Here is a 25100-nt window from a genome sequence, read left to right on the forward strand (position 1 = left end):
CGCGACCGCGGCGCGCCGGCGTTTCGCAACCGGTGCGTCGTCGAGCCTGGCGCTCCGACCCTTCGCGCTCTCCGCCGTCTTCGGTACACGCGTCTTGTCGGCTGGTCGCGCCGTCGTTGTGGGGCGGTCGGCGGCGGTGGCGGCGCCGGTGTTTCGCAACCAATGCGTGGTCGGGCGTGGCAGGCCGGACCCGTCGCGCTCTCCGCGGCCGCGCGATCCAGCGGTTGGTTATCGCGCGTGTGCGCCGGAGCGAGTGAGGAAGAGCGACCAGTCCGGGACCACTGCCCGCTGGTAGACGAGGTCGGCGTAGAAGTCGCCGATCCCGCGGAGTGTCTTGAGGTGGGCGCGGGCCGCGTCGGGCTCCAGCGCGGCGAGTGTGACCGGGTCGAGGTCGCCGGCGAGGGCGGACTGGGCCACGCCGTGGAGGCGGCGGAGCTTCTCGTCGGACAGGCCGGGGACCGCGTCGATGGCCAGCAGCGCGGCCGGCGCTGGGAACGCGCGCAGTGTCGCGCCGTCGAGTGCGACGTCCTCGCCGTGCTCGTCGATCAGCGTGCGGCGTAGCGTCGCGGCTCGCGCGGCGGGCACGCGTGTCGAGAGGATCGCCCACGCCGCGGCCTCGTAGGGGTCCGCGAACAGGACGGGGCGGCGTGGCTCGTCGCCGACCAGGTCGAGGCAGAGGATCCGCCGGACCTGCGCCTCGGTCGCGCCGCCGGCGAGCGTCGCGGTCAGCGTGTCGGCCCGGTCCGGCAGGGCGCGCAGCGTGACGCCGCCGGCGCCGCGCAGGTCGTCGCGGACGAACGCGAGGCGCAGCGCGCCGTCGTCCGACCAGCCGTCGTGGGTCGCGGGCGGCCAGCGTGCGAGGAAGCGCGCGGCGAAGTCGAGGTCGATCGGGCCACCGGCGGTGGTGAGGGTCAGGACGGCCATGCCGCGAGCTCCTTCAAGTGCGACAACAACGATTCCGGGTCGCCGACGTCGGCGAAGAACGCGCGGTCGGCCTTCTCGACCGCGGCCTGCGCGCGGCGGGCGAGCCTCGCGCCGTCGGCCGTCACCGTGAGGCGCTTGACGCGCGCGTCGGCGGGGTCGGGGGAGCGGGTCACGAGCCCGCGCTTCTCCAGCGTCCGCAGGACCTGCGAGGTCATCATCACGTCGGCCTCGGCGTGGTCGGCGACCTCGCGCTGCGACGGCGACCCGTCGCGTGAGAGGTAGTTGGCGGACATCAGCAGGACGAACTGCGCGTGGGTCAGGTCCAGCGGGCGCAGCGTGGCGACGATCGAACGCTGCCAGCGCTGCGTGACCCGCCAGAGCAGGAAGCCCGGCGACGCGCCCGCGTCGTCGATCAGCTCGCTCACGCCCGTGCCTCCGCGACGCGCGCCAGCCGCGCGACGGTCTCGGGCATCTCGTCGCAGACGTCGGGCATCAGCCCGGGCGCGATCGCCAGCGCCTGCGGCCCGGACAGCGACGCGCCGTGGACGATCCGCGTGCCGCCGCCGGCCAGAGGCTCCAGGCGGTGCGAGACCCGCAGCACCGCGCCGTCGAGCGGGAACTCGTCCACGTGCCCGCGGCCCGGCTCGGCGAAGACCATGGTGTAGGGGAACGGCTCGCCGCCGACCGGCGTGAAGCGCCCGGTCATCCCGGCCTCGAACGGGCCGTCGAACTCGACCCGCTCCATCCCCGGATCCCACTCGCCCCAGGTGCCCGCATCGCGGTAGAGGCCGTCGACGACCTCCGGTGCCGCCGTCGTCTCGCCGCTCGTCTCGAAGGTGATCGTGTAAGAAGTCATGCGTGCAGACTATAAGTACGCATATGAATCTGTCAAGCGAACAACGAGGGGCAGCGGCCGGGGTAGGCTGCGGCGCGTGCGCGATCGACGCCTCCCCGGGCCGGGCCCGTACCTGCTCGGCTTCGAGCGGGTCGACGAGCACTGGGGGACGGGCTTCCCGTTCGACGTGCCGGCGGTCGACCAAGTGCGACAACTCGACTTCAGCGCGCCGGTCACGTTGCTGGCCGGCGACAACGGCGCGGGCAAGTCCACCATCGTCGAGGCGGTCGCCGAGGCGATGGGGTTCCTCGACCAGGGCGGCGAGCTGGAGCGCTCCGGCGGCTCGGCCGGGCAGCCGAGGCCCGCGCTCGGGGAGGCGCTGCGGCCGGTCCTCTCCAGCACCAAGCCGCGGCTCGGCTACTTCCTGCGCGCCGAGAGCTTCTTCAACGTCGCGAGCTTCATCGGCTCCGACAGCGTGCACGCTCCGGACCTCTCGCTCTACGGCGACACGCCGCTGCATCAACAATCACATGGTCAGTCGTTCCTGGCGCTCGCCGCCAACCGCTTCGGCGGCAACGGCCTGTTCGTCCTCGACGAGCCCGAGGCGGCGCTGTCGGCGTCCGGCAACCTCGCGCTGCTGAGCATCATCGCCCGCGCCGTCCGCGAGGGCGCGCAGTTCGTGATCGCGACCCACTCCCCGATCCTCCTCGCGCTCCCGAACGCCCGGATCTACGAGCTCGACGAGACCGGCGCACGCGAGACCGCCTACGACGACCTCGACGCCGTCCGCCTCACCCGCGGCTTCCTCGACGCGCCCGAGCGCTACCTCCGCGCCGTGCTCGAAGAGGACTAGGCTCGCCCGATGGCGACGATCGCGGTCAACGGCACCACCATCAACTACGCCGACGAGGGGCCGCAGGACGCGCCCGCCCTGCTCTTCGCCCACTCGATGTTCTTCGACCACCGGATGTTCGCCGCGCAGGCCGAGGCGTTCGCCGACGGCTACCGCGTCATCCGCTACGACCTGCGCGGCCAGGGCGACTCGCAGCGCCATCCGCGGGAGGCGCTCGACTTCGACACGCAGACCGAGGACGCGCGGGCGCTGATCGAAGGACTACAACTTCGTGACGTCACGTTCGTCGGCAACTCGATGGGCGGCTTCATCGGCCTGCGCCTCGCCGCGCGCCACCCGGACCTGCTGCGCTCGCTCGTCGTGCTCGGCACCTCGGCGGACATCGAGGAGGCGGCCGAGGGGATGGACGCGCTCGCCGCGGTCGTCCGGGAGCAGGGCATCGAGCCGGTCATCGACGGCGTCCTGTACTTCATGTTGGGCGACACGTCGCTCAACGACCCGAGCCGCGCGCACGTCCTCGCCGAGGCGCGCGCGGTCGTCGGCTCGCGCACGCCCGAGTACGCCGACGCCGCCTGGCACATCGCCCACCGCCCGGCGATCCTCGGCGAGCTGCCCAACATCACGGTCCCGCTGACGGTCGTCGCCGGCACCGAGGACCACACCTACCCGCCGCCGAAGTCCGAGCAGATCGCGGCCGCGGTGCCGCACGCCAAGTTGGTGGTCATGGAACGCACCGGCCACGTCCACGCGCTCGAGAACCCGGACGCGGTCAACGCCGTGCTGGAGGACCACCTCGCGGCGCTCTAGGGCTCGACCAGCCCGCGCTTGATCGCGTAGCGCGTCAGCTCGACGCGGTCGCGCATCCCGAGCTTGGAGAGGATGTTCTCGCGGTGGCGCTCGACCGTCCGCGGCGAGATCATCAACAACTCGGCGATCTGGTCGGTCGTGTGGGCCTCGGCGACGAGCTTGACGACCTCCAGCTCGCGCGGGGTCAGCAGCTCGGCGTCGACCCCCTCGCGCAGCAGCGCCGCCACCGCGGGCGGGTAGAGGAACGGCTCGCCGCGCAGCGCCGCGCGGCACGCGTCGAGCAGGTCGCGGTCGGCGGCGGTCTTCAGGACGTAGCCCGCAGCGCCGGCCTTCAAGGCCTCGAAGAAGTACAGGTCGTTGTCGTGCATCGACAACATCAGGATCTTCAACTCCGGCCGCCGCGTGCTCAGCTCGCGCGCCGCCGCCAGGCCCGTGCGCCGCGGCATCGCCACGTCGAGGATCGCCAGGTCGATGTCCTCGCGCAGCCCCAGCTCCACGGCCTCGATCCCGTCGCCCGCCTCGGCGACGACCTCCAGGTCCGGCGCCGCGTCCAGGACGTGGCGCAGCCCGCGCCGGACCATCGCGTGGTCGTCGGCGATCAGGATCCGTGCGCGCAGCGGGACCATCAGGCGCGCACCTCCAGCCGGACGACCGTGCCGCCGCCGTCGCGATCCGACACCATCAACGTGCCGCCGGCCAGCAGCGCCCGCTCGCGCATCCCCGCCAGCCCCGTCCCCGGAGCGGCGCCGCGGCGGCCCGCGCCGTCGTCGTCGATGACCAACACCACCATGTCGCCCTCGTGCCGGGCGCTGAGCGACACCGAGCGGAAGCCCTCCGCGTGGCGGGCCACGTTGGTCAGTGCCTCCTGGACGACGCGGTAGACCACCAACTCGGTCTCCTCCGGCAGCGCGGGCAGCTGATCGAGGTCGCGCCGCGGGCTGACGCCGGTGCGTTCGGCGAAGGCGGAGGCGAGCGCCAGCAGCGCGCCGCGCAGGCCGAAGTCCTCCAGCGCCTCGGGCCGCAGCCCCTGCATGATCTCCCGGACGCCGTCGGCCGCCGCGGTCAGCGCCTCCTGCGCGGCCTCCAGCTCGCCGGCGCGCAGCTCCAGCGCGACGCCGGTCAGCGCCTGGCCGACCTCGTCGTGCAGCTCGCGCCCGATCCGCGCGCGCTCCCGCTCCTGCGCCGCGATCGCTGCCCGCGCGCTGTCCTGGCGCTCGGCGGCCAACCGCACCAACATGGTGTCGAACGCCCGTCCCAGCGCCGCGACCTCGGCGACGCCCTCGCGCGGCGGACCACTGCGGACCGCGGGCGGCGCCGCGAGGTCGACCGCCGCCATCTCGCCCGCCAGCGCCCGCAGCGGCGCCAGCGCCCGGCGCATCACCACCATGTTGGCGAGCACCGCCACGACCGCGCCGCCCGCCAGCAGCGCCGCCTCGCCGCCGGTGATCCGCGGGCTGACGGTGGCGGGGGAGACGGCGAGGATCAGCGCGCCCACGAACACGACGAGGGCGTTGCCGGCGACCACGCGCTGCAGCAGCGTCATGCCCCCATCCTCGCGCGCCCGCGCGGCAAGCGAAATGGGGAGCGCTCCCCATGGCCCACGAGCGGACCGTCGCCGACCATCAAGGGCATGACCAACACCGACGCCACGCCGACCCCGCAGCCGACCCCCGAGGAGGAGGCCGCGCTCGCCAAGCGCCACGAGCGCCAGGGCTGGTTCATGCTCACCGGCATCTTCGCCGGCGCCGGCCTGCTCGTCGTCCTCGCCGCGATCGTCACCTAGCCGCGCGATGGAAGACGGCACGCTCCTCCTCGTCGCCGGCGCGCTGCTCGCCGGCGGACTGGCGGTCGCCCAGGTCGGCGACCGCCTGCGCGTCCCGGGCCTGGTCTTCGTGATCGGCCTCGGGATGGCGATCGGCTCCGACGGCCTCGGCTGGCTGCACTTCGACGACTACGCGCTGGCCAAGACGATCGGCATCGTCGCGCTCGCCGCGATCCTCTTCGAGGGCGGCCTGGCCGCCGGCTTCCCGGAGATCCGGCCCGTGCTCAGGCCCGCGCTCAGCCTCGCGCTGCTCGGCACGACGCTGACCGCGGTCCTCGCCGGCCTGGCCGCCTCCTGGCTGCTGCACTTCAGCCTCCTCGAAGGCCTGCTGCTCGGCTCGATCCTCGCCGCCACCGACGGCGCGGCGATCTTCGCCGTGCTGCGCGGCTCGACGCTGCGCCGCCGCGTCGCGCGGACGCTCGAAGGCGAGGCCGGCCTCAACGACCCCGTCGCCGTCCTGCTCGTGATCGGCTTCAGCACCTGGATCACCACCGAGGGCTACAACTTGGTCGACATGGCCGAGGCGTTCGTCGTCGAGCTCGGCGTCGGCGCGGTCGCCGGCCTGGCGGTCGGCGGCGCGAGCGCCTGGCTGCTGCGCCGCAAGCCACTGACCACGCCCGGCCTGTACCCGGTCGCGTCGATGGCGACGGGCGCGCTGGCCTTCGGGATCGGCGACGCGCTGCACGGCTCGGGCTTCCTGTCGATCTACCTCGCGGGGCTGTCGCTCGGCGCGCTGCCGATCGCCGAGCGGGAGGCGATGGCGACCTTCCACGACGGCCTGGCCTGGGTCGCGCAGCTCGTGATGTTCCTGGCCCTCGGCCTGCTCGTCTTCCCGGACGCGCTCGGCTCCGTGGCCGTCGAGGGGACGATCCTCGCGGTGCTGACGGCGGTCGTGGCGCGGCCGCTGGCGGTCTTCGTCGCGACCGCCGGCCAGGGCTTCGGCACGGGCGAGAAGGCCGTGCTCGGCTGGGCCGGCCTGCGCGGGGCGGTGCCGGTCGTGCTCGCGACGTTCCCGGTGATCGAGGGCGTCCCGCGCGCGCAGGAGCTGTTCGCGGTCGCGTTCTTCGCGGTGCTGCTGTCGACCGTGGTCCAGGGCACGACGTTCGAGGCGCTCGCGCGGCGGCTGAAGGTGACCGACTGACCGCGGACGGCGGACTAGGCTTGCTCCCACATGGGCCCCCTGCGGATCGATCCGGTCGCCGAGGCGCGGCGGCACTGGGAGGAGCGCTACGGCGACGAGCCCGCGCGCCCGATGGCCGCGGTCACGTCGATCATGCGCGCCCAGCAGGTCCTGCTGGCCCGGCTCAACGAGCTGGTCAAGCCCTACAACCTGACCTTCCCGCGCTACGAGGCGCTCGTCCTGTTGTCCTACACCAAGCACGGCGAGCTGCCGATCGGCAAGCTCGGCGAGCGCCTCCAGGTCCACCGCACCAGCGCGTCGTCGATCGTCGCCGCGCTGGAGCAGGACGGCTTCGTCGTCCGGACCCCGAGCACCCGCGACGGCCGCGCCACGCTGGCCGTCATCACCGAGAAGGGCCGCGCCGCCGCGCGCGCCGCGACGCAGGACCTCAACGACGCCGAGTTCGGCCTCGACGCGCTCACGCCCGACCAGCACGAGCTGATCACCGGAACCCTCCGTACCCTGCGTCTCGACGCCGGGGACTTCGTGGCCTAACATCTCAACCCCACGAGATATGAGGGATTCCTCCTAAATGGCCGCGACACCCGAGCAGACCAAGCCGACCACCCAGCCCGTCACCCACGACGAGTGGCTCGCCGCCTACGGCGCCACGCCCGAGCGCGACGCCGAGTTCATCTCGCTGTCGGGCGAGGAGGTCGCCCCGCTCTACACGGCCGCCGACGTCAACGACGCGCCCGACCACATCGGCCTGCCCGGCGCGTTCCCGTACACGCGCGGCGTCTACCCGTCGATGTACCGCGGCCGCCTCTGGACGATGCGCCAGTTCGCCGGCTTCGGCACGGCCGAGGAGACCAACGAGCGCTTCCACTACCTGCTCGACCACGGCCAGACCGGGCTGAGCACCGCCTTCGACATGCCGTCGCTGATGGGCCACGACAGCGACAGCCCGATGTCGCTCGGCGAGGTCGGGCGCGAGGGCGTCGCCGTCGACACGCTCGACGACATGCAGGACCTCTTCAAGGGCATCGACCTCGGCGAGGTCAGCGTGTCGATGACCATCAACGCGCCCGCGGCGATCATGATGGCCTTCTACGTCGTGGCGGCCGAACGCCAGGGCATCGCGCCCGAGAACCTCGCGGGCACGATCCAGGCCGACATCCTGAAGGAGTACATCGCCCAGAAGGAGTGGTGCTTCCCGATCGACCCAGCGATGCGGTTGATGGGGGACATGGTCGAGTGGTGCACCCACACCATGCCGCGGTGGCACCCGGTCTCGATCTCCGGCTACCACATCCGCGAAGCGGGTGCGACTGCTCAGCAAGAGCTCGCGTTCACGCTCAAGGACGGGTTGACCTACGTCCAGCAGGCCGTCGACCGCGGGCTCGACGTGGACGCCTTCGCGCCGCGCCTGTCGTTCTTCTTCAACGCGCAGATCGACTTCTTCGAGGAGATCGCCAAGTACCGCGCCGCCCGCCGGATCTGGGCGCGCGAGCTGCGCGACACCTTCGGGGCCAAGAACCCCAAGTCGCTGCTGATGCGCTTCCACACGCAGACCGCGGGCGTCAGCCTCACGGCCCAGCAGCCGCTGAACAACATCACGCGCACGGCGATCGAGGCGCTCGCCGGCGTCCTCGGCGGCACGCAGTCGCTGCACACCAACTCCTACGACGAGGCGCTCGCGCTCCCGACCGAGGAGGCCGTCCGGATCGCGCTGCGCACCCAGCAGGTGATCGCGCACGAGACCGGCGTCACGTCCACCATCGACCCGCTCGGCGGCTCCTACTACGTCGAGTCGCTGACCGATCGCATGGAGGAGGCGGCCTACGACTACTTCCGCCGCATCGACGAGCTCGGCGGGATGGTCGAGGCCGTCAAGCAGAACTTCTGCCAGCGCGAGATCGCCGACGCCTCCTACGAGCTGCAGGGCCGGATCGACCACGGCGAGCGGATCGTCGTCGGCGTCAACAAGTACACCGAGGGCGACGACCACCAGACGGCGATCCTGCGCATCGACCCGGCGCTGGAGCGCAAGCAGGTCGGCCGCGTCCAGGCCGTCCGGGCCAAGCGCGAGTCGTCCGAGGTGCAGCGCGCGCTGACCGCGCTGAAGACCGCCGCCGTCGACGAGGGCGAGAACCTCATGCCGCACCTCCTGGACGCGGCGCGGGTTCACGCCAGCGAAGGTGAGATCATCCATGCCCTGCAAGAGGTGTTCGGCTCCTACACCGAGACCCCGGTGTTCTAGCCGCGCCGCCGCAGCCCGTCCCAAAGCTCTGAGGAGAACCCGGTCCCATGAAGAAGCCGCTCGCCGCAGGCGTCGCGACCCTGGTCGCCGCCGGCGCCATCGCCGTCCCCGCCCTCGCCGCGTCGTCCAAGACCGTCCAGGTCAAGGACAACAAGTTCGTCGCCAACAAGATCACCGTCAGGAAGGGCACGACGGTCAAGTGGATCTGGAAGGGCGACGCCCCGCACAACGTCACGGTCACGAGGGGCCCGGCGAAGTTCCACACCGGCAACAGGACGTCGGGCAGCTTCTCCAAGAAGCTGACGAGGGCCGGGACCTACACGATCCTCTGCACGATCCACGCCCCCGGCATGAAGATGACCATCACGGTCAAGTAGCGCCGCGGACCGAGGCCACGACGCTGCGCGTTCCCTACTCGAGGTCGAGCCGCAGCTGGCCGCTGGGCCGGAGCTGCCGCACCCGCGGCGGCTCCGGGCTCGGCCGCCCGGCCGCCTTGTACACCGTCACGACGTCGCGCGCCGACAGCGGCCCGGACGGGCGCCCGTCGCACCGCTCGACGGCCAGCCGGCCGAGGCGGACGCCGGTGACGACCGCGTGGAAGCGCCCCGTCGGGCCCTTCGCCAGGAGCACGTCGCCGACCTCGATCTCCGCCATGGGAGGCGGAGCCTATCCGGCCCGAGTGAACGATCGCGGCCACCGCGACGCGCCCGAGCGGCACATGTCGCTACGATCCGCGCGCCTCCGGACCATCCAGTTGGCCGGAAGGAATCGACCATGTCTGCGACTCCCACTCAGCGCAAGATCCGCGTCGTCGTCGCCAAGCCCGGCCTCGACGGACACGACCGCGGAGCCAAGATCATCGCGCGCGCCCTGCGCGATGCCGGCATGGAGGTGATCTACACCGGGTTGCACCAGACCCCGGAGCAGATCGTCGAGACCGTGATCCAGGAGGACGCCGACGCCGTCGGGCTGTCGATCCTCTCCGGGGCCCACATGACGCTGGTCCCCCGCATCGTCGACCTGCTCAAGCAGCAGGGCATCGACGACGTCCTCGTCACCGTCGGGGGCACGATCCCCAACGACGACATCGCGCCGCTGAAGGAGCTCGGAGTGTCCGAGGTCTTCACGCCGGGCGCGCCGACGCAGGACATCATCGACTTCATCCGGTCCGCCGTCGAGGCCTCGCCTCGGCAGGGCGTCTAGTAGCCCGAGCTGCTCCATGGACCGTGGTGGAAACCCAGGAGCAGTGCGGTCACCCCGCCTGATTGACTTGTCAGTCAATGGAACGGGTACCATCCCGAATGTTCGTTCGCCAGAGGAGGCACTGACACCGTGAAGATCGCCGTGTTGGTCAAGGAAGTCCCGGACGCCGCCGTCCAGAAGCGCATCGACCCCAACTCGGGTCGTCTGGATCGCAGCGGTGAGAAGAACCTCAACCCGTATGACACGCATGCCATCGAGGCTGCGATGCAGATCAAGGAGGGTGGCGCCGTCCCGGTCGAGGAGATCGTGGCCGTCACCATGGGCCCCGACTCGGCCGTGCGTGCGTTGCACAAGGCCGTCTCGCTGGGCGCCGACCGCTCCGTGCACCTGAGCGACGAGGCCCTCGCGGGCTCCGACGTCGCCGCGACCGGCTACGCGCTGGCACAGGTGCTCAAGCGTGAGAACCCGGACCTCGTCCTGCTCGGGCAGCAGTCCGACGACGGCGAGTGCTACACGATCGGCGCGGTCGTCGCCGAGCACCTCGGCCAGCCGTCGCTGACCCAGGTCATCAAGCTCGACATCGCCGGCACCGAGCTCACCTGCGAGCGTCAGGCCGAGTACGGCTACGACACCGTCAAGGTCTCGCTGCCCGCCGTCATCTCGGTCGGCGACGCGATCAACGAGCCGCGCTACCCGTCGCTGAAGGCGATCATGGGCGCGAAGAAGAAGCCGCTGGAGAACATCTCCGCCGCTGACGCGGGCGTCGACGCCGGCAAGGTCGGCGCCGAGGGCTCCAACGTCAAGTGCGGTGACTTCAAGGCCCCGGCCGCCAAGTCGGCCGGCACGATCATCGAGGACGAGGACACGGATGACACCGTGGCCAAGATCGTCGCGTGGCTCGACGAGCGCAAGCTCCTCGCCTAGGCCCCGTCCCGGACTGAGATAGGAGAACCACAGCGATGAGCAACATCCTGGTCTACGCCCTGCACAACGAGGGCGCCTTCAACAAGAACTCGCTCGGCGCGATCTCCGAGGCCTCGCGCCTCGCGGGTGAGCTGGGCGGCGAGGCCCACGCGGTCGTCGTCGGGCAGGGCATCGCCGACGACCTCGCGGCCACGCTCGGCAAGTACGGCGCGACGAAGGTCATCAAGGCCGAGGCCCCCGAGGGCCTCGCGGCCCCGGTGATCGACGTCTTCGGCAAGCTCTTCGAGGGCGGCGGCTACGAGTACGCCGTCTTCGGCGGCGGCCTGCTCGGCTTCGAGATCGGCGCCGGCCTGGCCGCGCGCGTCGACGCCGGCGTGACGATGGAGGTCACCGCCGTCAACGTCGAGGGCGGCAAGCTGGTCGCCGAGCGCCCGATCCTGGGCGACTCGTCGATCTCGACCTCGCGCTACAAGGGCAAGGGCATCATCATCGCCCGCCTCAACGCGTTCGAGCTCAAGGAGTCCGGCTCCGACGCTCCGGTCGAGAACGTCGACGCCGACCTGTCGGCCCAGGCCCAGCAGGCGACGATCGTCACGCGCGGCGAGCAGCGCGGCGCCGACGTCGACATCGAGGGCGCCTCGATCCTGATCGCCGGCGGCCGTGGCCTCGGCAAGGCCGAGGGCTTCGAGCTCTGCGACGACCTGGCCAAGGCCTTCGGCGGCAACGCGGCGGTCGCCGCGACGCGCGCCGTGGTCGACGCCGGCTGGTACCCCTACGCGGCGCAGATCGGCCAGACGGGCAAGACCGTCGCGCCGAAGCTGTACCTCGCGGCGGGCATCTCCGGCGCGATCCAGCACAAGGTGGGCATGCAGGCGTCGGAGAACATCGTCGCCATCAACAAGGACGCCAACGCCCCGATCTTCGAGTTCTCGGACCTCGGCATCGTCGGCGACCTGAACAAGATCCTGCCCAAGCTGACCGAGGCGGTGAAGGCCCGCAAGGGCTAGCGCCATGGCCGGCCACAACGGCAACGGTCGGGTGGCACCGGCGGCGTACCCGCCGCCGGTCGACCCGCAGAAGGAGTTCATCAAGCGGGAGCTGGATCCCGAGGACGAGCGCATCGACGTCGGCGTCGCCATCGTTGGCGGCGGCACGGCGGGGCTCGCCACGGCCAACCGGCTCCTGCAGCTCCTCGCCGACGATCCGGAGACGATGGAGCGCCTCGGCGAGGTCCCCGTCGCGGTGATCGAGAAGGCGAAGGTCTGCGGCGGGCACAACCTGTCCGGCGCGGTCGTCCGTCCCGAGTCGCTCCTGGAGCTCTACCCCGACCTGACGCGCGAGGACTGGCGCAGGGAAGGGTGGGCGTTCGGCGAGGTCCACAAGGAGTCGGTGTACATGACACCGACCTCGAGGATCTCGCTGCCGTTGTGGCCGATCCCGCCGAACTTCAAGAACCACGGCAACGAGGTCATCTCGGTGTCGGCGCTGGCCCGCTACCAGCAGAAGATCGCGGAGGAGGCCGGGGCCTACGTCCTGACCGAGACCGCGGCGACGCAGCTGCTCGTCGACGAGGGCCGCGTCAAGGGCGTGCGCTCCGGCGACAAGGGCCGCGGCAAGGACGGCGAGCCGCTGGGCAACTTCGAGCCCGGCACGGACATCACCGCGCAGTTCACGGTGCTGGCCGAGGGCTGCTGGGGCCACCTGACCGGTCCCGCGATCCGCGAGTTCGACCTGGCCGAGGGCGCCGAGCCCCAGACCTGGGAGCTCGGGGTCAAGGAGATCTGGAAGGTCGCCAGGCCGCTGGACCGCGTGATCCACACGATCGGCCCGTGGCCGGTCAAGCTGTCGGCCAAGTACGGCCAGATCGGCGGCACGTGGATCTACCCGATGAAGGACGAGAAGACGGGCGACGACCTCGTGTCGATCGGCTTCGTCGTCGACCTCGACTACGCGGACGCCACGACCTCGGCCCACGACCTGCTGCAGCAGTTCAAGCTGCACCCGCTGGTCAAGAAGATCCTCGAGGGCGGCGAGCGCGTCGGCTGGGGCGCCAAGGCGCTGCCGGGCGGCGGCTACTGGTCGATGCCCAAGCTGACGATGCCGGGCGCGCTGCTGGTCGGCGACGCCGGCGGCATGGTCGACACGGTGGCGCTCAAGGGCGTTCACCACTGCGTCAAGGCGGGCATCCTGGCCGGCGACGCGATCTACGACGCCCTCAAGAACGGCAAGACCTCGCTGGAGTCCTACGAGGACGCCGTCGAGGACTCGTCGATCGGCAAGGAGCTGTACCAGGTCCGCAACGGCCGCCAGCCGTTCCAGAGGGGCTTCATCCGCGGCGCGCTGCCGGTCAACCTGGCGATCGCGACCAAGGGCAAGCTCCCGGCGGGCAAGCTCGCGTGGCACAGGCAGGACCAGAAGCCGATGTTCATCGGCAAGACCAAGGACGGCTATCCCAAGCCGGACGGGAAGTACACGTTCGACAAGCTGTCGTCGGTCTTCATCACGGGCAACGCGACCCGCGATGACGCCCCGAACCACATCCGCGTGCGCAGGAACGTGCCGCGCGAGGTGGCCGAGACGTGGCGCTGGATGTGCCCCGCAGGCGTGTACGAGATCCCGGACGAGGCGCCGGAGACCGGCAACGTCGACGTGATCGTCAACTACACCAACTGCGTGCAGTGCGGCGCGATCACGGCCAAGGGCGGTCGCCTGACGACGCCCGAGGGCGGCGACGGGCCGCTGTACCAGCAGACCTGAGCCCGGCCGAACAGGCCGAGCCGGAGTGGTGCGAAGGGCGTCCTGCGGGGCGCCCTTCGCCGTTCCGGCGCGTATGTCTCGCCGGGTCCTGCACCGCAACTGCGGCGGCGTACGCTTGTTGGTCTGAACGTGCGGTTCAAGGTCCTCATCGCGGTTGTTGGTGTTGTCGCTCTGGCGAGCGGCGCGACCGCGCACGCCTCCGACCGGGTGCCGCTGTCGGCGAAGGTGGCCAGCTGCCTGACCGGCGCCGACCCCGACGCGCGCGCCGCGGCGTTCACCGGCTCGATGCCGGCGTTGAGCGGCACCAGGCGCATGCAGATGCGCTTCCAGCTCCAGCAGCGGCCGGGGTCGTCGACGAGGACGAGGTACAAGAGGGTCTCGGTCCCGGGCTGGAGCGGCTGGGTGACCAGCGACCCGGGCCGCGAGGGCTTCGTGTTCACCAAGCGCGTCGAGGCGCTGACCGCGCCCGCGGCCTACCGCGCGACCGTCACGTTCCGGTGGCTGGACGCGCGCGGGCACGCGCAGAAGACGCTGACGCGCACGACGCCGGCCTGCGAGGAGCCCGATCCGCGCGCGGATCTCGTGCTGGCGTCGCTGTCGGCGACGGCGATCGCCGGCGGGCAGGCGGCGTACGCGATCTCGGTCGAGAACGACGGGCTGACCGAGGCCGACCCGTTCGCGGTCACGCTGACGATCGACGGCAGGGTCTCGAACCCGCTGACGCTCGGCCCGGTCGCGCCCGGCGCCCAGGCGACCGGTTCGCTGGCGGCCCCGCGCTGCGCGCCCGGGTCGACGATCACGGTGACGCTGGACGTCGCCGGGACGGTCGACGAGAGCGTCGAGTCCGACGACGTCGTGCAGCGAGCCTGCCCGTTGGCATAGCCATGCACCGTATGAGCGCTGAGGGAGGCGTTCCGGACGGTCGCGTGACGCTACACTTGACCCCGATCATGAAGACCGCCATCCACCCCGAATACGTCGTCTCGCACGTCACCTGCACCTGCGGCAACGACTTCTACACCCGCTCGACGCAGGCCGAGATCCACGTCGAGGTCTGCGCGGAATGCCACCCGTTCTACACGGGCAAGCAGAAGATCATGGACACGGGCGGCCGCATCGACCGCTTCAAGCGTCGCCAGGCCCGCGCGGCCGGCTCGAAGGACTAGCACTCCCAAGCTGAGATGGCCGACGCACCGACCAAGCCCGACGGCGCCTCCGTCGCCGTCGGTGACGGTGCGTTCGGCGATCAGCTCGTTGCGCAGCGTGACGCACCCGTAGGCGGCCAGGCCGTCCTCGAGGGCGTCATGATGCGCGGCATCTCGACCTGGGCGGTGGCGGTCCGCAAGCCGCTGCCCGAGCAGCTCCACGAGGGCGGGCTCGAGGCCGAGGAGATCCCACTCGGCGAGATCGAGGTCACGACCGAGCCGCTGACGTCGGTGCTCAAGAAGCACCGCGTGCTGCGCCTGCCGCTGATCCGCGGCGTGGCCGCGCTCGGCGAGTCGCTCGCGATCGGCTTCAAGGCCCTCGGCATCAGCGCCAACGCGCAGCTGCCCGAGGAGGAGCAGGAGATCTCCGGCGGCGTCTGGGCCGGGACGGTCGTCGTCGCCGTGCTGCTCGCGGTCGGCCTGTTCTTCGTCATCCCGGTCGGGCTGACGTCGCTGATCAAGGACCAGCTGCACTCGTCGTTCCTGTTCTGGCTCGTCGAGGGCGTCCTGCGCACCGGCATCTTCCTCGGCTACCTGCTGCTGCTCTCGCGCCTGCGCGACCTGCGCCGCGTGTTCGAGTACCACGGCGCCGAGCACAAGACGATCTCCTGCTACGAGGCCGGGTTGGAGCTGACGCCGGTCAACGCGCAGAAGTTCTCGCGCCTGCACCCGCGCTGCGGCACGAGCTTCCTGCTCGTCGTGATGATCGTCGCCATCTTCGTCTTCGCCCCGATCGGCCTGCCCGCCTGGTACTGGCTGGTCCTCACGCGCATCGTCGGCGTGCCGCTGATCGCGGGCATCTCGTTCGAGCTGATCAAGTTCGCCGGCAAGAACCGCCGGCGCGGCTGGGTCCGGGCCATCATGTGGCCGGGCCTGATGCTGCAGAAGCTCACGACCCGCGAGCCCGACCTCGACCAGCTCGCAGTCGCCATCGCCGCCATGAACGCCGTCCTGGAGCTGGAGGACCCCATGGGGTACACCGACCAGGATCTCGTCGGCGTCGAAGTCGTGGCGTGATCGCCCAGGGGGCGACCACGCCATTGCGCGAACTCGCCTAGCGGCTCGTTCGCACCGCCGGGCGGTAGGCTCGATGGTCGCATGATCGAGTCCCTCGTCGACCAGATCGAAAGCCGCTTCGCGGAGGTCGGTCGCCTCATCACCGACCCCGACGTGATCGGGGATCGCAACCGCTACGCGGAGGTCGGGCGCGAGTACCGCCGCCTGGAGCCGGCCGCGAAGCTGGCCGAGGAGTGGCGGCATGCGGTCGACGACGCCGCGGGCGCGCGCGAGCTGCTGGCCGAGGGCGAGGACCCCGAGCTGCGCGAGCTGCTGCGCTCCTCCGAGGCGCGGATCGAGGAGCTGGAGGAGGAGATCCGGCTGGCGATGGTCGAGCCCGATCCCAACGACGACAAGAACGTCATCGTCGAGATCCAGGGCGGCGCCGGCGGCGAGGAGGCGGGCCTCTGGGCCGGCGATCTCTACCGGATGTTCACCCGCTACGCCGAGCGTCGCGGGTTCACTACCGAGACGATGGACCAGAGCGAGGGCAAGTACACGTTCGCGGTCAAGGGCGACGGCGCCTACTCGGTCTTCAAGTACGAGGGCGGGACGCACCGCGTGCAGCGCGTGCCGGCGACGGAGTCCCAGGGCCGCATCCACACGTCGACCGCGACGGTCGCCGTGCTGCCCGAGGCCGAGGACGTCGACATCCACATCGACCAGAACGACCTGCAGATCGACGTCTACCGCTCCGGCGGTCCGGGCGGCCAGTCGGTCAACACCACCGACTCGGCGGTCCGGATCACGCACAAGCCGACCGGCGTCGCGGTCGCGATGCAGGACGAGAAGTCGCAGCTGCAGAACCGTGAGAAGGCGATGCGCGTGCTGCGCGCGCGCCTCTACGAGCGCGCGCTGGCCGAGCAGCAGGCGGCGACCGCCGACGCGCGCCGCTCGCAGGTCGGCACCGGCGACCGCGCCGAGAAGATCCGGACCTACAACTACGGTGAGCGGCGCGTGACCGACCACCGCATCAAGCTGACGGCGCACAACCTCGACGCGGTCCTCGAAGGCGAGCTCGACGAGTTCACCGCCGCCCTGCAGGACGACGAGAAGCGCCGCGGCCTGGAGTCGCAGGCGGCCGCGTAGCCGATGCCGTCGCCCTTCGCCGGGCCGGGCGTGCGCGAGGCGCTGGACTCGGCGCTGGTCGCGTTGCAGGCGGCGGGCGTCGACTCGCCGCGCCTGGACGCGGAGGTGCTGCTGGCCCACGCGCTCGGCGTCGAGCGCACGACGCTGTGGCTGGACCCCGACCGCGAGGTCACCGGCGACGCCGCGCGCTGGTTCCGCGACGCGATCCGGCGGCGCACGGTCGAGCGCGTGCCGGTCGCCTACCTCGTGGAGCGCAAGGGTTTCCGGCACCTGGACCTGCACGTCGACCCGCGCGTGCTCGTGCCGCGGCCGGAGACCGAGCACCTCGTCGAGGCGCTGCTGGACCTGCCGTCGGGCTCGCGCGTGCACGACGTCGGCACGGGCAGCGGCGCGATCGCGCTGGCCCTGAAGGACGAGCGCCCGGACTTCCGCGTGAGCGCTTCGGATGTCTCACCGGACGCGCTCGCGGTCGCGCGCGGCAACGCAGAGCGATTGGGGCTGGACGTGACGTTCACGCAGGGCGATCTCCTCGACGGGGTCGATCCGCATGTCGATGTGGTCGTGTCGAACCCGCCCTACGTGGAGGAGACCCAGCGCCGCTTCCTGGCGCCCGAGGTCGTCGCGCACGAGCCGGCGCTGGCGCTGTTCGCCGGCAACGACGGGCTGCGCACGATCCGGCCGCTGGTGACGCAGGCGGCGGGGACCGACGCCTACATGTTGGCGATGGAGGTCGGCGCCGGGCAGGCGCCGGCGGTCCGGGCGCTGGTCGCGGCGGCCGGGTTCCCGGAGGTCTCGACGGTCACCGACCTGGCGGGCCACGAGCGCGTCGTGGTGGGGCAGCGCTGATGATCACCCAGGACGAGGCCGCGACGTTCGAGCGCTGCATGGCGGTCGGCGGGGTCGCGATCTTCGGTGCCGACACGGTCTACGGGCTCGCGTGCGACCCGGACACGGTCGAGGCGGTCGAGCGGCTGTACGCCATCAAGGGGCGACGGCCGGACAAGCCCGCCGCGGTGCTGCTGTTCTCGCTCGAGCTCGCGCTGGCCGCGCTGCCGGAGCTGGGGCCGAGCACGGTCGCGGCGCTCGAAGGGCTGCTGCCCGGCCCCGTGACGCTGCTGCTGCCCAACCCGGCGCGGCGCTTCCCGCTCGCGTGCGGGCCGGACCCGGAGACGCTGGGGCTGCGCGTGCCCGCGCTCGGGCCCGCGACCGCCGGCCTGGGGGCCGTGAGGTGGCCGGTCATGCAGTCCTCCGCGAACCCGAGCGGTGGCGCGGACGCGCGGCGCGTGAGCGACATCGACCCGGCGATCGTCTCCGAGGTCGACCTCGTCCTCGACGTGGGCGAGCTGGACGGGACCGCCTCGACGGTCATCGACCTGCGCAGGTTCGAGGGCGACGGGACGTGGGCGATCCTGCGCGAGGGCGCGCTCGGCCGCGACCGCGTGGCGGCGGCGCTCGAGGGCCTCGTCTCGTAAGTTGCCGCAGTTTGCGGGCGCCGGGTGGGTCCCGCGGCGTGCGCGATGGTTGTACATTGGCGCCGACATGGTCATCGCCATCGGGTCGGACCACGCGGGCTTTCACCTCAAGGAGCACGTCAAGCGCGTGCTGGCAAGTGAAGGCCACGAGCTGATCGACGTCGGGCCGGAGTCGCCCGAGTCGGTGGACTACCCCACGTACGCCGAGCAGGCCGCGCGCCTGGTCGGGTCCGGAGAGGCCGCGCGGGCCGTGCTCGCGTGCGGGTCGGGAGTCGGCGTCGCGATCGTCGCCAACAAGGTGTCCGGGGTCCGGGCGGTCAACGCCCACGATCCGGGGGAGGCCGAGATGGCCCGCCGCCACAACGACGCCAACACGGTGACGCTCTCGGGCGCGCGGCTGGCGCCGGTCGAGGCGGACGCGATCGTCGAGCGCTTCCTGGTCACCGCGTTCGAGGGCGGGCGCCACGCGCGTCGCGTCTCGCAGATCAGCGAGCTCGACGGATCGGCCGTTCAAGCCAGCGTTCCCGGCTGATACCTTCGGTGGCGTCGCGACTGGCGCCCGAGGGAGGAACCGACCTCCGGGAAGCGACGAGAGCAGTTCTGCCGCGCGCCTGGGCACATTCTCGGAACCTTTCTCCTAGAGGAGCGTCGCTGCCGTGTCTTCCGATCTGAGCCCTGACTTCTTCACCCAGTCGCTCGCCGAAGTCGACCCCGAGGTCGCCGAGGCGATCGGCAGGGAGCTGCACCGCCAGCAGCGGACGCTGGAGATGATCGCGTCCGAGAACTTCGTGCCCCAGGCGATCCTGGAGGCGCAGGGCAGCGTCTTGACCAACAAGTACGCCGAGGGTTATCCGGGGCGCCGGTACTACGGCGGGTGCGAGTGGGTCGACGTGATCGAGCAGCTGGCGATCGACCGCGCGAAGGCGCTGTTCGGCGCCGAGCACGCCAACGTCCAGCCGCACGCGGGCGCGCAGGCGAACTCCGCCGTCTACCACGCGCTGCTGCAGCCGGGCGACACGATCATGGGGCTGTCGCTGCCGCACGGCGGGCATCTCTCGCACGGCATGAAGCTCAACGTGTCCGGGCGGCTGTACGACATCGCGCCGTACGAGGTGGATCGCGAGACCTCGCTGATCGACATGGACGAGGTCGAGCGGATCGCCAAGGAGCGCAGGCCGAAGCTGCTGTTGGCGGGTTGGAGCGCCTACCCGCGGCAGCTGGACTTCGCGCGCTTCCGGGCGATCGCCGACGAGGTCGGCGCGCTGTTGATGGTGGACATGGCCCACTTCGCAGGGCTCGTCGCCGCGGGCCTGCACCCGAACCCGGTCGAGCACGCCGACGTCGTGACGTCGACCGTGCACAAGACGATCGGCGGCGCGCGCGGCGGGCTGATCCTGTGCCGCGAGGAGCACGCCAGGGCCATCAACAGCGCCGTGTTCCCCGGCCAGCAGGGCGGGCCGCTGGAGCACGTGATCGCCGGCAAGGCGGTCGCGTTCAAGATCGCCGCGTCCGAGCTGTTCCGCGAGCGTCAGGAGCGCACGATCGCGGGCGCCCAGGCCGTCGCGGAGGCGCTGATGGGCGCCGGGCACGGCGTGAACGTCCTCACGGGCGGCACCGACGTGCACCTGGCGCTGGTCGACCTGCGCGAGAGCGAGATCGACGGCCAGCAGTCCGAGGACCGCCTCCACGACATCGGCATCACGGTCAACCGCAACGCGGTCCCGTTCGACCCGCGCCCGCCGATGGTCACCTCCGGCCTGCGCGTCGGCACCGCCGCCCTCGCGACCCGCGGCCTCCAGGCCGACGATTTCCGCGAGATCGGCGACATCATCGCCACCGCGCTGACGCCGGCCTTCGAGTCCTCCCGCGACACCCTGTCGGACCGCGTGTCGGCCATCGCCGACCGCTACCCGCTCTACGAGCACCTCTCGACACCGACCGCCGCCTGACCTCGGCGCGGTCCAAGTCGTCTGACCCCCGTATAGCGGGGGTTGGACGACTTGGACCGCCGCTGCTCAGGTCAGGAGGAAGGTCCGCGCGAGGGCGGCGGCGATCGACGTGGGGGCTCGGTCGATCGTGGAGATCGTCTCGGTGATGCCGGGGAAGGTGGGGATGGTCGCGGCGAGGTGGCGGGCGTGGGCGATGAGGTGGGGTTTGCCGGGCCAGGTGTCGGGTTCGCGGGTGGCGATGCGCGAGGCGACGAGGTCGGGTGGTGCTGAGAGGCAGATCGTCGTGAGTCGCTCGGTCGGGATCGCCGCTTGGAGCTGGACGAGGTCGGTGGGGGACTCCGGCGTTGCGGCGATGAGGAGCAGGGTGCGGCCGGCGGCGAGTTGGGCTGACAGGACCGTGGCGAGGGTCGGGATCCAGGTGGTCGCCGGGAGCAGGGGCCAGCCCATCGAGAGCTGCTCGGACTCGATCGAGCCGTAGGGGATCTCGGCGCGCTCCAGCGCGGAGCCGAGGGCTTCCAAGATGGAGGACTTGCCGGCGCCGGGGGCCCCGACGAGCAGCAGCGCGTGGGTCATCGCCGGGTGGCGATGGCTTGTTGTAGGACTGCGGCCATACGCGCCGCTTGCGTGGCCGCGTCGTGCGCCGAGGCGGCTTCGCGCGCTGCCGGGTTGGGCGTCGGGTAGGTCGTCGCGTCGCGGAGCGCGGTCGTCAGCGCCGCGGGGTCGTGGGGGTCGACGAGGATGCCGGCGGCGGGCGTCACGAACTCCGGCGGGCCGCCGACGGCGGTGGCGACGACGGTGCGCTCGAGCGCCATCGCCTCGAGGGTCGCGAGGCCGAAGGGCTCGAGCAGCGAGGGCTGGCAGAGGACGTCGCAGGCCGCGTACCAGCCGGGGACCTCGGTGTGGGGGATGCGGCCGACGACGGTCACGCCCCCGCGGGACTCCAGCTGCGTGCGCAGCGGACCGTCGCCGACGAAGACGAGCGAGCCGCGGCCGAGGCGCTCGAAGGCGCTCGCGAGCGCGAGGACGTTCTTGCGCTCGATCAGCGAGCCGACGCAGAGGAAGCGCGGGTGCTCGCCCGGCCACGCAGCCGCGGGCGCCGCGCCCGGCGCGAACTGCGCCAGGTCGACGCCGAGGTCGACGACCACCGGTTCGACGCGCGGGAAGTGCGCCGTCAACCGCCCGGCGAGCCACGACGAGTTCGCGATCACCGCCGCCGAACCGCGCAGGACCGGCGCGGTCGCCCAGCGGAGCGCAACTCGGTCGAGGTTCGCGACGTCTTGTCCGTGGGCCATGACCACCAACGGCGCGCGCGCCGCGCGCGCGGCCAGCAGGCCGGCGAACCCCGCGGGGAAGAGGAAATGGGCGAACACGACGTCGGGCTTGAAGCGACGAGCGGCGCGCACCGCGGAGGACGCGAGGTGGAGGTACTTCGCCGCCGAGCCGCCGCGCTGCGACCGCGCGCTGACCTCCACGTCGTGCCCCGCCGCGCGCAGCTCGCGCACGAGCGGCAGCAGGAACGCCCCGAGGTCGGGTTCGGCCTCCGTCGGCCACATCTGAGTCACGAGCAGGATCCGCAAACCTGCGCAGAAGCCTCGCACGCCGACCCGCCGAATACCCTTCAGCCCACATGACGGAGCTCGACGCCGTCTACGCCTTCGCGGTCGCGTTCATGGTGGCCGTCCTGCTGACGCCGTTGACGGCGAGGTTCGCGCGCACCGTCGGCGCGGTCGACCAGCCCAAGTCGCGCGGCCTCGGCCGCGGATCCACGCCGCTGCTCGGCGGCCTCGCGATCTTCGCGGGCACGCTCGTCGCGGGCCTGATCTTCATCGAGACCACCCACCGGACCCACGACCGCTTCGTCGGGATCCTGATCGGCGGCGCGCTGATCACGGTCGTCGGCGCGATCGACGACCGCTTCGACCTGCACCCGGCCGTCAAGCTGCTCGGCCAGGTCGTCGCCGCCACGATCCCGGTCGCCGCAGGCGTCGAGGTCACGAACATCACGCTGCCGTTCTTCGGCGCGATCGACTTCGGCTCCGCGGGCGGCCCGATCACCGTCATCGGGATCGTCGCGATGATGAACGTCGTCAACTTCTCCGACGGCGTCGACGGCCTCGCCGCCGGCGTCTGCGCGATCAGCGCGGCGGCGTTCGCGATCATCGCCTTCGACCTCGACCGCAGCCACGCCGCGATCCTCGCCGCCTGCACCGCAGGCGCCGCCGCCGGGTTCCTGGTGCACAACTTCCCGCCCGCCTCGATCTACATGGGCGACTGCGGTGCGAACCTGCTCGGCTTCCTGCTCGGCTGCATCGCGGTCGAGGGCGCGGTCAAGACGCAGGCCGTCCTCGCGCTCGTGATCCCGCTGGTCGTGCTCGCGGTGCCGTTCCTGGACACGACGTTCGTCGTCCTCAAGCGCATGAAGTACAAGCGCAAGGTCTACATCGCCGACGCCAACCACTTCCACCACCGCTTCAACCGGATCGGCTTCAGCGAGCGCAAGACGCTGATCTACCTGTACGCCTGGACGCTCCTGCTCGGCGCCTTCGCCGTCTCCCTGCGCTTCATCCCGTACTCCGACAACCACGGCCACCTCAACACAGGGTGGTCGCTCGTCGTGCTCGCGTTCGCCCTGGTGGTGGCCGCGGCGTCGGCGTACCTGGTCTACGTGTTGGAGATCCTCAAGCTGCGCCGCCTCTCCGCGGTCCGGATCCGCCGCGTGAGGCCGGACGCCGAGCAACACGAGGTCGACGCCGACGTCCAGCGCCAGATGGAAACGGGCGAGTTCGAGGCGCTGAACCGCCGCGGCTGACGCGCGCTGCGGCTAGTGCGCCGCGCCCTGCGCCATCCAGGCGTCGAGGCGCACCTGCATCTCCTCCGCGCTCATGTCCTCGATGCGCGTCGCGATGATCCAGCGGTGCCCGAACGGGTCGCGCAGCGAGCCGACGCGGTCGCCGTGGAACTGGTCGGCCACCGGGTGGATCTCGGTCGCGCCTGCCGCGACCGCCCGCGCGTGCAGCGCCGCGGCGTCCTCGCAGTAGATCAGCAGCGACGACGGCCACGCGTCGCGATCGGCGGCCGGCGCGACGAGGCCGAGGTCCGGCATCGGGTCGTTGACGTACACCATGGAGTCGCCGATCCGGACCTCGGCGTGGGCGACCAGGTCGCCCATGGTGAGGCGCAACGTCACCTCGGCGCCGAAGGCGCGCTCGTAGAAGTCCAGGGCGCGCGCGGCGCCGTCGACGATGATGCCCGGGGTCAGGCTGTGGAAGCCGGAGGGGATGGGGGAGGTCATGGCCGCGAAGCTACGGCCGGCCCCACGCGCCCGTCTTGGAAGAATGCGACACCCATGGCGCGCGGCGTCCTCACCACCCCGGACACGGGCTTCCGCCTGGACCGCACGCCGCCCGCGCCGGACCTCGCGGCGCTCGTCGACCTGCACTGGCACGTCCGCTGGGACCTGCCGCCGGGCGCCGGCCACGTCCAGGGCGTCCTGCCGTTCCCGTGCGTCAACCTCGGCCACGGCAGCGACGGCCCGTTCGTCGCCGGTCCCGTGACCGGCCGCGACGACCGGACCCTCCAGGGCCGCGGCCACGCCCTCGGGACCCGGATCGCCGCGGGCCTGCTCCCGGCGATCTCCGACCTCCCCGCCCACGCGCTGACCGACCGCACCGTGAGCTTCGCCGAGGCGTTCGGCCCGGACGGCGAGCGCCTGGAGCGCGCGCTCGCGCAGGCGCGCAGCCCGGAGGAGCACCGCGCGCACGTCGAGGACTTCCTGCGCGCGCGGTGGCGGGACGAGGACGAGCGCGCGCTGCTCGCCAACCGCGTCTGCGTCGCGATCATCGACGCGCCCGAGCCCGGGCGTACGACCGTCGCCGAGGTCGCGCGCCGCCACGGCCTCACGACCCGCGCGCTCCAGCGCCTCTTCCGCGACCACGTCGGCCTCACGCCCAAGCAAGTCCTACAACGTGCCCGCCTCCACGAGGCGGTCGAGCGTGTCGCGGCCGGGCGCGACGCCGCGGCGGACCTCGCCTACGACCTCGGCTACGCCGACCAGGCCCACTTCACCAACAGCTTCAAGCAGGCGACCGGCAAGCCGCCCGGGCGCTACTAGCCGCCGTACACGGTCCCGCGGTAGATCCCGACGATCGCGTCGACCATCGCGTCCAGCGGGACCGGGTCGTCCTGGACCAGCTGCTGGTAGTAGGTCCGCTCGACCATCCACGTCAGCGCGAACGCCGTCGGCACGGCCAGGCCGTCCGGCAGGTGGCCTTCGGCCTCGATCCGCCGCGCGGTCGCGTCGACGAAGCGCTGCAGCAGCCCGCGCCAGAACGTCGCGATGTCCTCCTCGTAGGTGGACACCTCCACGATCGCCCGGATCAGCACGCCGTGCACGCGGTAGAGCTCGGCGATCCGCGTCAGCGCCTCCCGGATCTCCTCCTCGGGCGAGTCGCCGTCGCCGCTGAACCAGATGTCGGCCTGGGCGTACAACAACTCGGTGACGTCGCCCGCCAGGCGCATCAGCAGGTCGCGCTTGTCGGCGAAGTAGAAGTAGAACGCGGTCCGCGAGATCCCGGCCGCCCTGGCGATCTTCTCGACGTTGAGGTCCGCGTAGGACGACCCGGACGCCAGCAGCTCCTCGGTCGCGCGCAGCACGTCGGCCTGGACCTGCGCGCGCTTGGCCGTCGCCGGGCCCTCGCGGTGGGCGACAGGGCTGGTGCGCTCTTCGTCTCCGGACATCCTGAGCCACCATACCTCCACCACCCTGACACCCTGTCAACGAACGCTTGACACTGTGTCAAACACCCTGTCAGGATCGCCGGC

General features: G+C 71.7%; 31 protein-coding genes and 1 riboswitch. Of the genes, 21 read left to right on the forward strand and 10 right to left on the reverse strand.

From position 1 onward, the window contains the following. Nucleotides 1-228: 228 nt before the first annotated feature. Genes H030_RS31990 through H030_RS0113445 form a run of 3 tightly spaced genes read right to left on the reverse strand, consistent with a single transcriptional unit; the run spans nucleotide 229 to nucleotide 1780 of the window. Nucleotides 229-924, reverse strand: a complete 696-nt coding sequence (locus tag H030_RS31990) for a hypothetical protein (protein ID WP_051222625.1) — start codon at nucleotides 922-924, stop codon at nucleotides 229-231. After that, nucleotides 912-1349, reverse strand: coding sequence for a MarR family winged helix-turn-helix transcriptional regulator (locus H030_RS0113440; RefSeq protein ID WP_196809123.1), 438 nt, complete (start codon nucleotides 1347-1349; stop codon nucleotides 912-914). The genes H030_RS31990 and H030_RS0113440 overlap by 13 nt, the downstream gene beginning before the upstream one ends. After that, the gene (locus H030_RS0113445; protein WP_027006482.1) at nucleotides 1346-1780 is read right to left on the reverse strand and encodes an SRPBCC family protein; all 435 of its coding nucleotides are present in this window, start codon (nucleotides 1778-1780) and stop codon (nucleotides 1346-1348) included. The genes H030_RS0113440 and H030_RS0113445 overlap by 4 nt, the downstream gene beginning before the upstream one ends. Nucleotides 1781-1856: 76 nt before the next feature. Between H030_RS0113445 and H030_RS0113450 the strand changes: the two genes are divergently transcribed. Further along, entirely contained in the window at nucleotides 1857-2612 is a 756-nt protein-coding gene (locus tag H030_RS0113450) for an AAA family ATPase (RefSeq protein WP_027006483.1), read from the forward strand. 9 nt (nucleotides 2613-2621) lie between these two features. Continuing rightward, on the forward strand, nucleotides 2622-3419 hold the full coding sequence (locus tag H030_RS0113455; protein WP_027006484.1) for an alpha/beta fold hydrolase: 798 nt from the start codon (nucleotides 2622-2624) through the stop codon (nucleotides 3417-3419). Here the strand turns inward: H030_RS0113455 and H030_RS0113460 are convergent. Further along, the gene (locus H030_RS0113460) at nucleotides 3416-4045 is read right to left on the reverse strand and encodes a response regulator (RefSeq protein ID WP_027006485.1); all 630 of its coding nucleotides are present in this window, start codon (nucleotides 4043-4045) and stop codon (nucleotides 3416-3418) included. The two genes, H030_RS0113455 and H030_RS0113460, sit on opposite strands and share 4 nt — an antisense overlap. After that, nucleotides 4045-4962, reverse strand: a complete 918-nt coding sequence (locus tag H030_RS0113465) for a sensor histidine kinase (protein ID WP_027006486.1) — start codon at nucleotides 4960-4962, stop codon at nucleotides 4045-4047. The genes H030_RS0113460 and H030_RS0113465 overlap by 1 nt, the downstream gene beginning before the upstream one ends. An 87-nt stretch (nucleotides 4963-5049) precedes the next feature. Here H030_RS0113465 and H030_RS39075 point away from each other — a divergent pair, with 87 nt between their 5' ends. From H030_RS39075 to H030_RS0113490, 5 genes are read left to right on the forward strand one after another with little or no spacing between them, the layout of a single operon-like run. Further along, complete coding sequence (locus H030_RS39075) at nucleotides 5050-5202, forward strand: hypothetical protein (protein WP_155892034.1); 153 nt, start codon at nucleotides 5050-5052, stop codon at nucleotides 5200-5202. Between the two features lie 7 nt (nucleotides 5203-5209). Next, nucleotides 5210-6382 carry a potassium/proton antiporter gene (locus tag H030_RS31995; RefSeq protein ID WP_051222627.1) on the forward strand — a complete coding sequence of 391 codons (1173 nt, stop codon included), beginning with the start codon at nucleotides 5210-5212 and terminating at the stop codon, nucleotides 6380-6382. Nucleotides 6383-6412: 30 nt separating this feature from the next. Beyond that, nucleotides 6413-6916, forward strand: a complete 504-nt coding sequence (locus H030_RS0113480) for a MarR family winged helix-turn-helix transcriptional regulator (RefSeq protein ID WP_027006487.1) — start codon at nucleotides 6413-6415, stop codon at nucleotides 6914-6916. A 37-nt stretch (nucleotides 6917-6953) separates the two neighbouring features. Then, nucleotides 6954-8624 (forward strand): acyl-CoA mutase large subunit family protein, encoded by a 1671-nt coding sequence (locus H030_RS0113485; protein WP_027006488.1) that lies wholly within the window; start codon nucleotides 6954-6956, stop codon nucleotides 8622-8624. A 47-nt stretch (nucleotides 8625-8671) separates the two neighbouring features. Then, nucleotides 8672-9001, forward strand: coding sequence for a cupredoxin domain-containing protein (locus H030_RS0113490; RefSeq protein ID WP_051222629.1), 330 nt, complete (start codon nucleotides 8672-8674; stop codon nucleotides 8999-9001). A 34-nt stretch (nucleotides 9002-9035) separates the two neighbouring features. Here the strand turns inward: H030_RS0113490 and H030_RS0113495 are convergent, their stop codons facing one another. After that, the gene (locus tag H030_RS0113495; RefSeq protein WP_027006490.1) at nucleotides 9036-9278 is read right to left on the reverse strand and encodes a hypothetical protein; all 243 of its coding nucleotides are present in this window, start codon (nucleotides 9276-9278) and stop codon (nucleotides 9036-9038) included. 120 nt (nucleotides 9279-9398) lie between these two features. Here H030_RS0113495 and H030_RS0113500 point away from each other — a divergent pair, with 120 nt between their 5' ends. From H030_RS0113500 to glyA, 12 genes are all read left to right on the forward strand, one after another. Continuing rightward, the gene (locus H030_RS0113500; RefSeq protein WP_027006491.1) at nucleotides 9399-9827 is read left to right on the forward strand and encodes a cobalamin B12-binding domain-containing protein; all 429 of its coding nucleotides are present in this window, start codon (nucleotides 9399-9401) and stop codon (nucleotides 9825-9827) included. 129 nt (nucleotides 9828-9956) lie between these two features. Then, nucleotides 9957-10751, forward strand: coding sequence for an electron transfer flavoprotein subunit beta/FixA family protein (locus H030_RS0113505; protein ID WP_051222631.1), 795 nt, complete (start codon nucleotides 9957-9959; stop codon nucleotides 10749-10751). Nucleotides 10752-10786: 35 nt separating this feature from the next. Then, entirely contained in the window at nucleotides 10787-11758 is a 972-nt protein-coding gene (locus H030_RS0113510) for an electron transfer flavoprotein subunit alpha/FixB family protein (protein WP_027006493.1), read from the forward strand. Nucleotides 11759-11762: 4 nt separating this feature from the next. Continuing rightward, on the forward strand, nucleotides 11763-13508 hold the full coding sequence (locus tag H030_RS0113515; protein WP_027006494.1) for an electron transfer flavoprotein-ubiquinone oxidoreductase: 1746 nt from the start codon (nucleotides 11763-11765) through the stop codon (nucleotides 13506-13508). 129 nt (nucleotides 13509-13637) lie between these two features. After that, nucleotides 13638-14390: a CARDB domain-containing protein gene (locus H030_RS0113520; protein WP_027006495.1), complete on the forward strand. Its 753-nt coding sequence runs from the start codon at nucleotides 13638-13640 to the stop codon at nucleotides 14388-14390. 68 nt (nucleotides 14391-14458) lie between these two features. Then, nucleotides 14459-14674 carry a 50S ribosomal protein L31 gene (gene rpmE / locus H030_RS0113525; protein ID WP_027006496.1) on the forward strand — a complete coding sequence of 72 codons (216 nt, stop codon included), beginning with the start codon at nucleotides 14459-14461 and terminating at the stop codon, nucleotides 14672-14674. Between the two features lie 15 nt (nucleotides 14675-14689). Beyond that, entirely contained in the window at nucleotides 14690-15730 is a 1041-nt protein-coding gene (locus tag H030_RS32000; protein ID WP_051222634.1) for a DUF1385 domain-containing protein, read from the forward strand. An 81-nt stretch (nucleotides 15731-15811) separates the two neighbouring features. Continuing rightward, nucleotides 15812-16858 carry a peptide chain release factor 1 gene (gene prfA, locus H030_RS0113535; RefSeq protein ID WP_027006497.1) on the forward strand — a complete coding sequence of 349 codons (1047 nt, stop codon included), beginning with the start codon at nucleotides 15812-15814 and terminating at the stop codon, nucleotides 16856-16858. A 3-nt stretch (nucleotides 16859-16861) separates the two neighbouring features. After that, complete coding sequence (gene prmC, locus H030_RS0113540; protein WP_051222636.1) at nucleotides 16862-17704, forward strand: peptide chain release factor N(5)-glutamine methyltransferase; 843 nt, start codon at nucleotides 16862-16864, stop codon at nucleotides 17702-17704. Continuing rightward, a complete protein-coding gene (locus H030_RS0113545; RefSeq protein WP_027006499.1) occupies nucleotides 17704-18330 on the forward strand; it encodes an L-threonylcarbamoyladenylate synthase in 627 nt (208 codons plus the stop codon). The genes prmC and H030_RS0113545 overlap by 1 nt, the downstream gene beginning before the upstream one ends. A gap of 67 nt (nucleotides 18331-18397) precedes the next feature. Further along, nucleotides 18398-18862, forward strand: coding sequence for a ribose 5-phosphate isomerase B (gene rpiB / locus H030_RS0113550; RefSeq protein ID WP_027006500.1), 465 nt, complete (start codon nucleotides 18398-18400; stop codon nucleotides 18860-18862). Between the two features lie 6 nt (nucleotides 18863-18868). After that, nucleotides 18869-18954: riboswitch (ZMP/ZTP riboswitch) on the forward strand. A 32-nt stretch (nucleotides 18955-18986) separates the two neighbouring features. Then, nucleotides 18987-20279, forward strand: a complete 1293-nt coding sequence (glyA, locus tag H030_RS0113555) for a serine hydroxymethyltransferase (protein ID WP_231398439.1) — start codon at nucleotides 18987-18989, stop codon at nucleotides 20277-20279. A 66-nt stretch (nucleotides 20280-20345) separates the two neighbouring features. On the opposite strand, the gene H030_RS0113560 is transcribed toward glyA, so the two are convergent. Then, nucleotides 20346-20852 (reverse strand): ATP-binding protein, encoded by a 507-nt coding sequence (locus H030_RS0113560; RefSeq protein ID WP_027006502.1) that lies wholly within the window; start codon nucleotides 20850-20852, stop codon nucleotides 20346-20348. Next, a complete protein-coding gene (locus H030_RS0113565; protein WP_027006503.1) occupies nucleotides 20849-21832 on the reverse strand; it encodes a glycosyltransferase in 984 nt (327 codons plus the stop codon). Before H030_RS0113565 ends, H030_RS0113560 begins: the two co-directional genes overlap by 4 nt. A 74-nt stretch (nucleotides 21833-21906) precedes the next feature. Between H030_RS0113565 and H030_RS32005 the strand changes: the two genes are divergently transcribed. After that, entirely contained in the window at nucleotides 21907-23088 is a 1182-nt protein-coding gene (locus H030_RS32005) for a glycosyltransferase family 4 protein (protein WP_051222638.1), read from the forward strand. Nucleotides 23089-23100: 12 nt separating this feature from the next. Here the strand turns inward: H030_RS32005 and H030_RS0113575 are convergent, their stop codons facing one another. Then, nucleotides 23101-23571: a VOC family protein gene (locus tag H030_RS0113575; RefSeq protein WP_027006504.1), complete on the reverse strand. Its 471-nt coding sequence runs from the start codon at nucleotides 23569-23571 to the stop codon at nucleotides 23101-23103. 54 nt (nucleotides 23572-23625) lie between these two features. Here H030_RS0113575 and H030_RS0113580 point away from each other — a divergent pair, with 54 nt between their 5' ends. After that, nucleotides 23626-24390, forward strand: a complete 765-nt coding sequence (locus tag H030_RS0113580) for a helix-turn-helix domain-containing protein (protein WP_027006505.1) — start codon at nucleotides 23626-23628, stop codon at nucleotides 24388-24390. Here the strand turns inward: H030_RS0113580 and H030_RS0113585 are convergent. Continuing rightward, nucleotides 24387-25016, reverse strand: coding sequence for a TetR/AcrR family transcriptional regulator (locus tag H030_RS0113585; RefSeq protein WP_027006506.1), 630 nt, complete (start codon nucleotides 25014-25016; stop codon nucleotides 24387-24389). The two genes, H030_RS0113580 and H030_RS0113585, sit on opposite strands and share 4 nt — an antisense overlap. Between the last annotated feature and the right edge of the window lie 84 nt (nucleotides 25017-25100).

Source organism: Conexibacter woesei Iso977N, from assembly GCF_000424625.1.
Classification (GTDB): Bacteria; Actinomycetota; Thermoleophilia; order Solirubrobacterales; family Solirubrobacteraceae; genus Baekduia; species Baekduia woesei_A.